This window comes from Acidiphilium sp. AL (genome assembly GCF_025499445.1).
GTDB classification, from domain to species: domain Bacteria; phylum Pseudomonadota; class Alphaproteobacteria; order Acetobacterales; family Acetobacteraceae; genus Acidiphilium; species Acidiphilium iwatense.
In genome coordinates this window covers 1-12,979 of record NZ_JAIMBZ010000061.1, presented here as the reverse complement: position 1 = coordinate 12,979, position 12,979 = coordinate 1, and the positions used below count along the sequence as shown (strand labels likewise).

The window sequence follows — 12,979 nt, the reverse complement described above, 5'->3', positions numbered from 1 at the left end:
TCGGGCCGAACTGGGTTCGCTGCCGCCTGGTCAAGCTCGAACGCGCCAGCGAGGACGGCGCCACCCACATCGCCCTCTGGGAGCCGCGCGACCGGAATTGACGCCAAAGCCCCGTCGCGAGCCATCGCGGCGGGGCTTTCTTTCTCCCGCGTCATCGCAATTGCGAGATTATTTTGCCGCGAGGGATCGATTTGAGGAGGGGCCGGTTTTCGAGCGTCCCGAACCGCGCTGTTCCATGCCCATTCTGGTCCGTGATGCGGCGACCAACGCCGTCGCCGCCCACATCGGCACAATGGGGATTCGATCATGGACGACGAGATCAAACGCGCGAACGACGCCAAAAAAGGCAGCCCTTTTCTCAACACGGCCCAGGCCGCGTATTATATCGGGCTGTCCGGCCGCGCACTTGAGAAGATGCGCCGCCAGGGGCGCGGCCCGCGCTTTCGCAAGCACGGCCGTTACGTCCGTTACCATATCGCCGATCTCGACGCCTGGTCGGAATCGAGCGGGCGGACCGTGACAGAAGGCACGGCGTCGCCTCCATATTCGGGGCCAGCGGGGAAGGGGGGGCCACATGCCTGAACCCGCCTTTTTCCGGGCCCGCCACCGTCGCGGGCGCTTTCATCGGCGAAATTTCCTTGCCGTCGGAGCGCTCGGGCTCGGCCTGATCGGTGTCGTCGTGCTGGCCAAGCCACGCCCGCTCGTCATCTACAATGCGAGTGCCAGCGCCCCGATCGGCTTCTATCGCGTGCTGCCGTTGACCACCCTCTGGAAGGGCGAACTCGTGCTGGTCAGCACGCCCAGATCCGTGCGCCAACTGGCCGCCGAACGCGACTATTTGCCGGCATCCGTTCCGCTGGTGAAGCGGATCGAAGCGCTTGGTGGCGATACGGTCTGCGCCCATGATCGTGACGTCACCATCGATGGGCACTATGTCGCCCGCCAACTCGCCGCGGATAGTCTTGGGCGCCCGTTACCCGATTGGTCCGGCTGCCAAACGCTCGGACCGCATCAGGTTTTCTTGCTCATGAAAGGCGTGCCGGACTCCTTTGACAGCCGGTACTTCGGTCCAGTCCCGGCACGGTTGATCATCGGCAGGCTGCTACCGTTGTGGCGTCGGTAACGCGGCTGACGCTGGCGGGTTTGATCGTGGGATTGGTGCTGAGACCGTCGATCGCCATCGCCGGATCGGCACCAGTCCAGCACGCGATCGCTAAATCGCCGCTCGATCGCTGGCAGGGGTTTATCGACAAAGCGTCACGGCGCTTTGGTGTCCCGGAAGCCTGGATTCGCATGGTGATGCGCGCCGAAAGCGGTGGCCACACCATGCTCGACAGCCGCCCGATCACGTCACCTGCCGGCGCCAAGGGTCTCATGCAGCTGATGCCGAAGACCTATGCCGCGCTGCGCATCCGCTACGGTTTGAACGCCGGCCCGTATGATTCAAAGGACAACATTCTGGCCGGAACGGCTTATCTGCGCGAACTCTATCAGCGCTTCGGCTATCCCGACTTGTTCGCCGCGTACAATGCCGGACCTACCCGGTTCGCCGCTTTTCTTGATGCGCACCAGCCGCTTCCCACGGAGACAAGAACCTATATCGCGCGACTCGGTGGGCCCACCTTGATGGCGCCGGGAACCAGCATGGCCATGTCAGGAACCCGATTGTTTTTCCATCTTCGCGCCCCCGAGGTCGGTGGCAGCGGCAGAGCGAAACCAGCGCTATTCGCGTCGTCGTCATTGGCACCATCGTCAGACGGTCTGTTCGTGTCACTGAACATCGTCCCGGAACGCAGACCATGAGCGTGCTCGAGAATCCTCCGCGGCTTGCGTGGGAGAGGGATGCCTCGTCTCGGTCATTCCACTGTACCAGCCAGGACGAAGCGCCCGTCAAGGATGCGTGGTTCCCCCAAAATGCTGCGCATTTCGGCTCCCCCACGCCCCGCTGCGCGGCGCCTGCGGCGTCCCTGACCGCCGCCTCGCCGGCTGAGCCTGAGGGCCTGTCCTCAATCAAGGGGACAGCAAACCCGGAGGGACAGATGATCGTCAATCACGCACATCCGCACGCCGAATTCGACCGATACCCAGCACTGCTCCACGACCTGGCGCACGAATTCGGATGTGAAGGAATCGTCGCCACGGCGGCACGGATTATCGATGCGGAACGGGCGGATTTTCACTGGGACGGGCGCATCGCGGAGCAAAATATCGGTGGTTTCGAGAATTTTGATGGTAACGAACAGACGTTAGAGCGGGTCGCAATCTTGGGCTATTTCCAAGACCGTTATTACACGGCGATCTGCATTGTGGATGACGCGCGGCGCGTTCGCTGGATGACCGACTTGAGCATTTTTGACGGCTTCGAAACGGCGGAAGGCGCCTTCCGAGCAGGGGTGTAACGCGCCCTTTTCGGTCCGGAAGCGGTGGTCTGAGACACCGCTTCCGGCCGTCGGCTGGTTGCACGTCATCGGCGGGTGCCCCAACCGAGATGACCAGGCAAAGACGACAGGGTGTAGAGGGGCGCGGGTAGGGTCGGCTGTTGATGAAAATCGCGTTAGGGCAAGATTAAAGGCCTGTCTCTACGCGACATCTAACCCTTTGTCTGCACATCCTAATTGATGGAGATAGCGGCGCTGCCCATGGAGACTAAATTCTACAAGTCGTTGATCTGTGGCCGTCAGAGGGAGACTCCTTGCGTTGTCGGAGTGGCTGCTGTTTGCTGTGCCCCCCGGCATTCCAGAACCGGCCGTTGCCCGACCCAACCATTGAGGCGTGACCATGATGCGCGACGACGATTTTAATCCGAAGATCGGCAGGATACGCTCGCAGGGCACCAAGCGCAGCCGTAAATATCTTCATCGCGTGTTGCATGCGGTCGCCTTTGCCGGTGGCTCCCCACGCGGCGGTTCGTTACCGCGTCGCGGCACGTTCCATGGCAGCCAGATCGGGCGTGGCGCCAGCATCGGCCGGATGCTGGCCACGCGCGACCGCTACGCCGCATTCCGCAGTCGCCGCGCTATCGTGAAATCCCGCATCGTCAAGCTCGCTGGCAATGGCGTCAAAGCCGCGCTGGCGCATCTGCGCTATATCCAGCGCGATGGTGTCACCCGCGAGGGTGAACCCGGCCGGCTGTATGATGCCCAGCAGGATCGTGCCGACGGCAAGGCATTCATCGCTCGTGCCGATGGCGACCGGCATCAGTTCCGGTTCATCGTGTCCGCCGAGGATGGTGACGAGTACGAGGATCTGAAGCCGCTGACCCGCCGGCTGATGGCGCAGATGGAAGAAGACCTCGGCACCAAGCTCGATTGGGTCGCGGTCGACCACTACAACACCGGCCATCCCCACACCCACATCATCGTGCGCGGCAAGGACGATACCGGCCGCGACCTGATCATCGCTCGCGAATACATCGCCCAGGGGCTGCGCGAGCGGATGGCGGAACTCATCAGCCTCGATCTGGGGCCGCGCACCGATCTGGAAATCGAAAACCGGCTGCGCCGCGAGGTCGAGCAGGAGCACCTGACCAGTATCGACCGCGGGCTGCTGCGCGGTGCGGACGACGATGGCATGGTGCGGGCGACCGGACGGGATGCTTTCGAGCAGAGTTTGCGGGCCGGCCGGTTACAGAAGCTCAGGCATCTCGGCATGGCGGCGGAAACAGCACCCGGCCAATGGCAGCTTGCCGAGGGGGTGGAGGACGCACTCCGCCGCATGGGCGAGCGGGGCGACATCATCAAGGCGATGCACCGCGATCTCATCGAGAAGGGTGTTGCGCGCGCCGCCTCGGATTACATCATCTATGATCCGTCCGATCCGGAGACGCGGCCGATCATCGGCCGCCTCGTCCGGCGCGGCCTCGCCGATGAGATCGACGACCGCCATTATCTGATCGTCGACGCGGTGGACGGCCGGACCCATTATGTCGAGATCGGCAAGGGCGAGGCGACCGATCCTACCCCGGAAGGCGGCATCATCACCGTCACACCGAAGCGGGCCGAGCCGCGTGCGGTGGATCGCACCATCGCGGAAATCGCGGCGGCGAATGGAGGGCGCTACGATGCCGATATCCATCTGCGGTACGATCCGACCGCCAGCGCCGATTTCGCAGAGACCCATGTACGCCGGCTCGAAGCAATGCGGCGGCTGACCGGGACGGTGGAACGCCAACCGGACGGCACTTGGACCATCGCGCCGGATCATCTGCAGCGCGCGACGGCTTACGAGCGTCGGCTGACGAAAGATGCGCCAGTCATGGTGCAGACGCTATCTGCCTTCCCGCTCGACCGGCAGTTCGGCGCTGACGGTGCTACCTGGCTCGACCGGGAATTGGTCGCGGATACGCCCGTGCCGCTGCGCGACGGTGGCTTCGGCCGCGACGTGCGGGATGCGCTCGCCCGGCGCCGGCAATGGCTGGTTGAACAGGAGCTTGCCCGCGACGAGCAGGACCGAACCATCTACCGCGCCAATATGCTGGGCATTCTACAGCGGCGGGAATTGACCCGCGTTGTCGGCCAGCTTTCGGGCGAGCTGGGCCTCGATTACGCCGAAGTTCGGCCGGGCGAGCGGATCGAGGGCATCTATCGCCGGTCCCTCGACCTGGTAAGCGGCCGGTTCGCTGTCATCGAGAAGAGCCGTGAGTTTACGCTGGTTCCGTGGCGGCCGGTGCTGGAACGCAATCTCGGCAAGCAGGTCGCGGGCATCGCACGTGGGGAGACGATTTCCTGGACGCTCGGGCGGCAGCGGAGCGGGCCGTCGATTTCGTAGGGCCAGTCGCCTGATAAGCTTATAAGAAGGTGCGCGTACATATTCTGGATACCAACTATCGCACCGACACTACCCACAGCAATGCAGATGATACCTTGCGGATATAGCACTCGGTGCTATAAGCTCAGAAGGATGGGAGGATATGGCAATATGTACGATCCGCTGGTGTGAAGATTGCGTGAACAAGCCCGTGAACTGATCGAGGGGATCGTGATGCGAAATACCAAGTCTTTCAGGCCGGCGGCCGCGCGGGAGACGGTCAAGGGCTGGCACAATGTCGGCATGGTGGATCAGGTCACGCTGCGCGACTTCGACCGCCTTTGCTTGCCTCCTGTCGAGCCTCTTGAGCCCGAGCAGATCAAGAAGATCCGCGAGGCGTCGCACGTAAGTCAGGCTGTCTTCGCCCGGCTGTTGAACACCAGCGTCTCGACAGTGCAAAAGTGGGAGATCGGCCAGAAGAAGCCAACCGGAACGGCGCTCAAGCTTTTGCACCTTGTGCAGAAGCGCGGCATTGAGATCGTGGCATGATGGTGCCCCTCTTATCCATCCCTAATGCTGTGATTCAGCGCCTGGCTCAAGACGCCTGCGGCGCAACGAAAACATAGATACAGAAGGTTCTTTCCGCGTATGCACGCAACTGCCGCACAAACACAGCCAGTGGAGCCTGCGGCTCGCCTCGCGAGCCCTTTCACGGGACGTCCTCCCGGTAACGTCGCCTACGCTACGCCGTGTGGGAGGATGCTGCACGGCAAGTCGAACGAAATCCTGGCCGACGGGTCGCTCGCGCGGTTTGAGGGCAAGGTCAATCTCATCTTTACTTCACCGCCATTTCCGCTCAACCGCAAGAAGCGGTACGGCAACGAGACGGGCGAGGCTTACATCAAGTGGCTCTGTGCCTTCGGCCCTCTGTTTAAGAAGATGCTCGCTCCCGACGGTTCCATCGTCGTGGAGATGGGCAACTCGTGGGAGCCGGGCATGCCTGTCATGTCTACACTTGCGTTGCGCGCCTTGCTCGAGTTCCAGGAGAAGAATGACCTTCATCTTTGCCAAGAGTTTATTTGGCATAACCCCGCAAAGCTGCCGTCCCCGGCTCAGTGGGTGAATGTCGAGCGCAGCCGGGTCAAGGACAGCTTCACCAAGCTCTGGTGGATGGCGTCAACGAAAAAGCCGAAGGCCAGCAATCAGCGCGTGCTCCAGGAATACAGCAAGGCAATGAAGACCTTGCTCAAGCGAGGCACCTACAACGCCGGCAAACGTCCATCCGAGCACGACATCAGCGAAACAGCCTTTCTGCGTGACAACGGCGGCGCCATCCCGTCGAATGTCCTTACCTACGCGAACACGCAAAACGGCGACGCCTACCAGACCTACTGCCGCGAGAACGAACTGCCGCTACATCCGGCGCGCATGCCTGCGGATCTGGCGAAATTCTTCATCAAGTTTTTGACCGTTGCTGGCGACGTCGTTCTTGACCCGTTCGGCGGCAGCAACACGACCGGGGCGGCAGCTGAAGAGTTAGAACGCTTCTGGATCAGCATTGAAGCATCCGAAGATTACATCAAGGGCTCGCGAGGCCGGTTCGGCGACCGAATAACCTTCGATTCCTTCACTGAGAACGGCTGAGGCCGACGTTTGTAGGGGAGCAGTACGATGACGCAGATCTTCGAGGCGGAACTGACCGTCGGACCCAGGGCGATCGACGCCTATAGCCGCCTCAGCTACACGATGTGGTTTGCGTTGGCGGAGTTCGTCGACAACTCGACGCAGTCGCGACTGAACTACGGAAACCTGATCGACGAAGTCCTCCAGGAGGAGGGCCGTCCGCTGACTGTCTCGATCGTCCACGACCGCCCGAACAAGACCCTCAGGATTGAAGACAACTCGATAGGCATGAGCAAGGATGACCTCGTTGCAGCGCTACGGATCGCGCATCCGACGCCGGACAGCAAGGGACGATCCAAATACGGCATGGGCATGAAGACCGCGGCGTGTTGGATTGGCGCTCAATGGACTGTCATCACGTGTGAACTGGGCAGCAGCGAAGAGTGGACTGCTACGGTTGATGTCGATGCGATTGCCAATCACGGAGCGAAGGTCCCGCTTACAATGCGAACCGTAAGCCGCGACGAGCACTACACTTTCGTAACGATTGGCAATCTCCGTCGCGTCATCCAGAAGCGTTCCGAGGAGACGATCAAGGACTATCTTGGCTCCATGTACATGTTTGATCTGCGCCCTGACGTTAAAGGCCATGTCGCCCTTAAGCTCACCTACAACGGCGAGGAGGTCATGCCGCCACAAGAGAGTGACTGGGACTCCGATCCTTCCGGAACGCTCATGAAGCGCGATCTGCCGACGTTCGCCATTGACGGAAAGACTATCAAGGGTTGGATCGGAGTGTTGCGCAAGGGCGGACGCAAGTACGGCGGTTTTTCGATGTTCCAGAACGGCCGGCAGATACAAGGCTTCCCGAATGCCTGGAAACCGAACGTGATCTTCGGGGGGGTAGATGACGAGGGAGCAAACAACCTCATCGCTCAGCGGCTGACCGGCGTGTTGTTGCTCGACGGCTTTGGTGTGTCCCATACGAAGGATCGAGTGCTCTTCGAGGGCGAGGAAGAGGAAGCGCTGGAGAAGTTCCTTGTTACGGAAACCAAGGCCTATGCTGAGTACGCCAAGAGCAGGCGAGGAGGTGGGCGCGGCCCGAAGTGGTCGAAGGAGCAGGTCCGCGATCTGGTGAAGGACATGCAGACTGAATTCGTCAGCGCTGAGATCAAAGATGCGCTGAATAACGCGGCGTTGCCGCCCATGGAGACGATCGAAGCGAACAACCTGCAGCAAAGGCAGTCGCTGACTGCGGACGACGAAATCGGACGTCTGGATATTTTGCCAGACCTGCAGGTTGTGATCTCATTGAAGGAGACCAGCTCCTACGAGCCGCATGTCACGTTTGTTCCGGGCGCAGAGGCAAACGTGATCCACGTGATCATCAACGGGCTGCATCCATATTACCAGACGCTGGAGGCGAAGGACGCGATCAGCGAGTGCGTGCAGCAATACATCTTCGACGCGGTGGCCGAGTTCAAGGCCGGCAAGCTTATCGCGCGGGTCAACCCCGACAGCGTGCGGAGCATAAAGAACAACCTGCTGCGTGCGCGTGCGGAGCAGCTCGATAACGCCGACACTGAGGTAAGAGCGCAGGCGGAGGCCGATCTGTTCGCGCCTAAGCCAGGACGTGCTGCGGGTTAGGGGAGATCGCGTCTTGCCGAAGCTGACTCCGCGCGGCTGGCAAGTTGCGGCGCTTGCCGAATGGGAGCGGGCGAACCATCGCGGCATAGTCAGCGTTGTTACCGGGGGCGGAAAGACCGTCTTCGCCCTCTCCTGCATTGATCGCATCCGGCCGATAGCTACGCTGATTGTCGTGCCCACCACCGCACTCCTCGAGCAGTGGTGGGAAGAGGCGGCAAGTTACTTTGACCTCGATCTTGATGAGATCAACATTATCACTGGCAGCCTACGCTTCCGCTTGGGCACCATTAACATAGCTGTGTTGAACACAGCAGCGAAGCTTGCGGCAAAGATCGAGGAGCACAAGTGCTTCTTGATTGTGGATGAGTGTCACAAGGCGGCTTCGGAGCATTTCCGTGCCGCGTTGCAGATCGACACGATTGCATCTCTAGGCCTGTCGGCTACGCCCGAACGTCCCTATGATGAGGGGTTGAAGGACGTACTGATTCCCGCACTCGGTCCTGTCATCTTCAGCTACTCCTATGGTGATGCGCTTCGCGACGGGGTGATTGTTCCTTTCGAACTTCGGAACATCGTGTTTGATCTGGAGGATGATCGACAGGCCGAGTACGACAAGCTGAGCAAGGCGATTGCACGTTCGATCAGCCAACACGGCACGGAGGCTGAGGAGACCATTGCTCTGTTTCTGAAGCGCGCACGAGTGCTGAACCTGAGTCTCAATCGCGTTCGTTTGGCGCTCAAGCTTGTGGCCATCAATCGCAGCAAACGTACGCTCATATTTCACGAGGATATTGAGGCATGCAACCTCATTCAAGCGGTTCTCGCCGAGAATGATGTGAAAGCTGGCGTCTATCACTCCAAGATGACGTTGCGGGCTCGGGCCGGGATGCTCAGTCAGTACCGCAAAGGAGAGATCGACGTGCTCGTGACGTGTCGTGCCCTTGACGAGGGATTCAACGTCCCGGAAACCGAACTCGGGATCATCGCCGCCAGCACGGCCACGCGGCGGCAACGCATCCAGCGCCTTGGCCGCGTCGTTAGGCCGGCCCAGGGCAAAACCGCGGCTTTGATCTACACACTCGTGGCCACGGCGCCCGAAATCCAGCGCCTCAAAGATGAAGAAGCGCAGTTGGAGAGTATTGCGACGGTTACGTGGAGCCGCGCATGAAGAAATTGCTTACGGGCGAGTGCAACGAAGACAACATTTTCCAGTTGATTGATCCCACCGCGTTCTTGGAAATCGCCTTCGAGGCCGAGGTCGTCAAAGCCCTGACCTGCCTGTTCCCGGACTACTGGTGTGGTGTCTTTGCCGGAACGTTTCTCCTGGAGGGCGAACGACGCTCTGCCGATCTAGCACTGATCCACAAGAGCTTGTCCCACTGGTTTGTGGTCGAGGTTGAACTCGCCGGACATTCACTAGATCGCCACGTTCTGCCCCAGGTACGATGCTTCCGTTACGGTGAACCGGACCAAACTTGCGCATCTAGCTTGCTTACTGCCTTTAGTTTTCTTAGCCGCGAGCAAGCGAACGGGCTGCTGATGTACGTCCCACGTTATGTCGCGGTTGTCGGTAATATGCCTGACCCTGAATGGACGACAGCACTGCGGGCCCTGGATGTTCAGTACCTGACCGTTTCGGTCTATCGAGACCGCAACGGTCGTTCTGCGCATGAGGTAGAGGGACGGCTTGTAGCGCGCACGGAGAGCCTAGGATTTGCGCGTTTTTCAGCGATCGACAACTGCTTGCGCATGAATAAAGGATGTGGGCTTGCGCCCGGTTCGATGCAAATCATTGACCAGTTCGGCACTCCTGCTTCGTGGACGGTACGCGAGGCCTCGGGCATCCTTTGGATATCGAAAGACAGAGGCCCAGCACTGCTTGAACATGAGAGCTACGTGCAGATCATCCGCACTTTCGACGGCCGCATATCTTTGCGGCCATCCACAAATCAATGACATTGCGTGGCAATTGGTTGCAGGTTCGTTAGGTGTGGTCTCGCTGAGATGACGCAGAGCGGACAAGACGGCTAGGCCATCATAGGGACCATCTACGTCCTGTTGCACCCAAATGACCGCCCGACCGGTAGGGCGTAGATAAACCTAAGTTAGCGTAAATAAAAGCAATTTCTCTTTTGGCGTTTTGCTGGAATCCTGTCTCATATTCTGAGCGTGCTGTTTGCGCTCCGGTGGAGACAGTGAATGACCCCGACCAAACTCCTCATCGGCCAGATCATCATCGTGTTTGCGATTGTCATCGCGGGCGTGTGGTTCGCGACGGAATGGTGCGCCTCGGAACTCGGGTTCCAGGCACGGCTGGGGGTGCCGTGGTTCGAGCTGGCCGGTATCCCGTTCTATCAGCCCTGGCGGCTGTTCGAGTGGTGGTATTCCTACGACGCCTACGCGCCGGTGCTGTTCAACGAGGCGGCCGGGATCGCCGCGTCGAGCGGCATCGCAGGCTGCGCCGTCGCGATCATTGGTTCCTTGTGGCGCGCCCGGCAGAACCGGCTGGTTACGACCTACGGTTCATCCCGGTGGGCGACAAAGGCCGAGATCGAGGCAGCCGGCCTGTTCCGCGCAGCCGGCGTATTCCTCGGTCGCCTCGGCAACCAGTATCTGCGCCATGACGGCTCGGAACACGTCATGGCCTTTGCCCCGACCCGGAGCGGAAAGGGCGTCGGACTCGTCATCCCGACCCTGCTCTCGTGGACCGGTTCCGCGGTCATCCATGACATCAAGGGCGAGAACTGGCAGCTGACCGCCGGCTGGCGGGCACAGTTCTCGCATTGCCTGTTGTTCAACCCGACCGATCCGCGCTCGGCCCGCTACAACCCGCTGCTGGAGGTGCGCAAAGGGCCGGACGAGGTCCGCGACGTCCAGAACATCGCGGACATCCTGGTCGATCCGGAAGGCGCGCTGGAACGCCGGTCGCACTGGGAGAAGACCAGTCATTCGCTCCTGGTCGGCGCGATCCTGCATGTGCTGTATGCCGAGGAGGAGAAGACGCTGGCCCGCGTCGCGACGTTTCTCTCCGACCCGCAGCGGAGTTTTGCCCGCACGCTGCGGCGGATGATGGGTACCAACCATCTCGGCACGAAGGAGCATCCGAGGGTTCATCCCGTCGTCGCCAGCGCTGCGCGCGAGGTACTGAACAAGTCCGACAACGAACGCAGCGGCGTCTTGTCCACCGCCATGTCGTTTCTCGGCCTGTATCGCGACCCGGCAGTGGCGGCGACGATTTCCGGATGCGATTGGCGGATCGCCGATCTGGTCGATGCGGAGCGTCCGGTTTCGCTGTATCTGGTCATTCCGCCGTCGGACATCTCGCGGACCAAGCCGTTGGTTCGCCTCGTGTTGAACCAGATCGGCCGGCGCCTGACGGAACGGCTGGAAGGCGATCCCGGCAAACGCCGCAAACACCAGCTGCTGATGATGCTGGACGAGTTCCCGGCACTGGGGCGGCTCGACTTCTTCGAGACGGCGCTCGCCTTCATGGCCGGCTATGGCATCCGCGCCTACCTGATCGCGCAGAGTCTCAACCAGATCTCCAAGGCCTATGGCGAGACCAACGCGATTCTTGACAATTGCCATGTCCGCATCGCGTTCAGCAGCAATGACGAGCGGACGGCGAAGCGGATTTCCGACGCGCTGGGCACCGCAACCGAACAGCGCGCCCAGCGCAACTATGCCGGTCACCGTCTCGCACCCTGGCTGTCACACGTCATGGTCAGCCGCCAGGAGACCGCACGCCCGCTGCTGACCCCGGGCGAGGTGATGCAGCTGCCGGCGACCGACGAACTGGTGCTGGTCTCCGGCCTGTCGCCGATCCGCGCCAAGAAGCTGCGTTATTACGAGGACCGCAATTTTTCCGGCCGGGTCATCGCTGCGCCGGCGCTGGCCGAGCAAAAATATCATGACCGGCCAGCGCCGCGACCCGATGACTGGGGCGAGCAGGTGAGGGGACCCGATACCCGCCTCGCCACCACGGCCGAGGATGAATTGGGCGCGGTGGACGAGGAAGGCGGCCTGCAACAGCAACGCCATCCCGGCCTGCCCGAGGATGGCCTTGGGCGACCGAACGATGCCGACCGCGCGATCGATCTCGGCCTCGACGATGAGTCCGATCCTGCCGCCGACGCCCAGATCATCGATCGGGGGCACAGGCTCGGCGCCATCGGCCGTGCCCAGGCGATCAATGCGGGCGATCCGCACAGCAACCAAGACCACGACCTCCTGCCTGATTTCTGAGGGGGCAGACATGACAAGCAAGCTCAGATGCCGCCACCAGCTCTATCTCGCCGAAGATGTCAGCCGAAAGCTGGAAGCGCTCGCGGCCAAGCCTGGCGCGTCAAAATCCGCCATCCTTGCCGATGCGGTCAAAGCCTGGTTGGCGCGGCGTGGCCACCAGGAACTCGATGATCGTTTTGCACTCCGGCTGGAGCGGATCGGCACCCAGCTGGGCCGGATCGAGCGCGATCAGCAGATCGTCATGGAAAGCCTCGCCCTATTCATCCGCTACCAGCTCACCATCAACGCACCCTTGCCCGAACCGGATCATGCCGCCCGCGCGGTGGGGCGCGACCGTTTTGCCGCGTTCATCGACCGGGTCGGCCGACAGATCGCCGTCGGCGGCCGGACCCTCGCGCGCGCCGAGGCCACTGACCGGGAGGATGACGGCCAAACCCAAAGGCAAGGACCGCGGCAGGGTAACGGGCAGGGACAGCACCAAGCTCAAGAGCCAGCCCAAGGTCAAAGGCCAGTCCAAGATCCCGGCCCACGTTTACGCCCAGGCCCGGGCCGTGACGGGGGCAAACCATGACCGACCTCTCCCGTCCACCCGCAGACGTCGGAGACCAGGCCCAGGAGCGCCGGCGCACCATGCTGCGCACCGCGATGGGCAAGCACATCGAAGCGGCGCTCGCCGATCCCGCGGTCATCGAGGTGATGGTCAATCCCGACGGCAGGT

At 61.4% G+C, this 12,979-nt stretch carries 12 protein-coding genes; all 12 read left to right on the top strand.

What is annotated here, in order from left to right:
• Positions 1-306: 306 nt before the first annotated feature.
• Positions 307-582 carry an AlpA family transcriptional regulator gene (locus AiwAL_RS18590; protein ID WP_262313322.1) on the top strand — a complete coding sequence of 92 codons (276 nt, stop codon included), beginning with the start codon at positions 307-309 and terminating at the stop codon, positions 580-582.
• Positions 575-1,123 carry a S26 family signal peptidase gene (locus AiwAL_RS18585; protein WP_262313321.1) on the top strand — a complete coding sequence of 183 codons (549 nt, stop codon included), beginning with the start codon at positions 575-577 and terminating at the stop codon, positions 1,121-1,123. The genes AiwAL_RS18590 and AiwAL_RS18585 overlap by 8 nt, the downstream gene beginning before the upstream one ends.
• Complete coding sequence (locus tag AiwAL_RS18580; protein WP_316044805.1) at positions 1,111-1,803, top strand: lytic transglycosylase domain-containing protein; 693 nt, start codon at positions 1,111-1,113, stop codon at positions 1,801-1,803. Before AiwAL_RS18585 ends, AiwAL_RS18580 begins: the two co-directional genes overlap by 13 nt.
• The gene (locus AiwAL_RS18575) at positions 1,800-2,399 is read left to right on the top strand and encodes a hypothetical protein (protein ID WP_262313320.1); all 600 of its coding nucleotides are present in this window, start codon (positions 1,800-1,802) and stop codon (positions 2,397-2,399) included. The genes AiwAL_RS18580 and AiwAL_RS18575 overlap by 4 nt, the downstream gene beginning before the upstream one ends.
• 379 nt (positions 2,400-2,778) lie before the next feature.
• Positions 2,779-4,767: a relaxase/mobilization nuclease RlxS gene (rlxS, locus tag AiwAL_RS18570; RefSeq protein ID WP_262313319.1), complete on the top strand. Its 1,989-nt coding sequence runs from the start codon at positions 2,779-2,781 to the stop codon at positions 4,765-4,767.
• A gap of 174 nt (positions 4,768-4,941) precedes the next feature.
• Positions 4,942-5,295 carry a DNA-binding transcriptional regulator gene (locus AiwAL_RS18565; RefSeq protein WP_262313318.1) on the top strand — a complete coding sequence of 118 codons (354 nt, stop codon included), beginning with the start codon at positions 4,942-4,944 and terminating at the stop codon, positions 5,293-5,295.
• A gap of 210 nt (positions 5,296-5,505) precedes the next feature.
• Positions 5,506-6,390, top strand: a complete 885-nt coding sequence (locus AiwAL_RS18560) for a site-specific DNA-methyltransferase (RefSeq protein WP_262313317.1) — start codon at positions 5,506-5,508, stop codon at positions 6,388-6,390.
• A 27-nt stretch (positions 6,391-6,417) separates the two neighbouring features.
• Entirely contained in the window at positions 6,418-8,016 is a 1,599-nt protein-coding gene (locus tag AiwAL_RS18555; protein ID WP_262313316.1) for an ATP-binding protein, read from the top strand.
• 13 nt (positions 8,017-8,029) lie between these two features.
• On the top strand, positions 8,030-9,184 hold the full coding sequence (locus tag AiwAL_RS18550) for a DEAD/DEAH box helicase (protein WP_262313315.1): 1,155 nt from the start codon (positions 8,030-8,032) through the stop codon (positions 9,182-9,184).
• On the top strand, positions 9,181-9,972 hold the full coding sequence (locus AiwAL_RS18545) for a hypothetical protein (protein WP_262313314.1): 792 nt from the start codon (positions 9,181-9,183) through the stop codon (positions 9,970-9,972). The genes AiwAL_RS18550 and AiwAL_RS18545 overlap by 4 nt, the downstream gene beginning before the upstream one ends.
• Positions 9,973-10,215: 243 nt before the next feature.
• On the top strand, positions 10,216-12,261 hold the full coding sequence (locus AiwAL_RS18540; RefSeq protein ID WP_262313313.1) for a conjugal transfer protein TraG: 2,046 nt from the start codon (positions 10,216-10,218) through the stop codon (positions 12,259-12,261).
• The gene (locus tag AiwAL_RS18535; protein WP_262313312.1) at positions 12,209-12,832 is read left to right on the top strand and encodes a hypothetical protein; all 624 of its coding nucleotides are present in this window, start codon (positions 12,209-12,211) and stop codon (positions 12,830-12,832) included. The genes AiwAL_RS18540 and AiwAL_RS18535 overlap by 53 nt, the downstream gene beginning before the upstream one ends.
• The last annotated feature ends 147 nt before the right edge of the window (positions 12,833-12,979 follow it).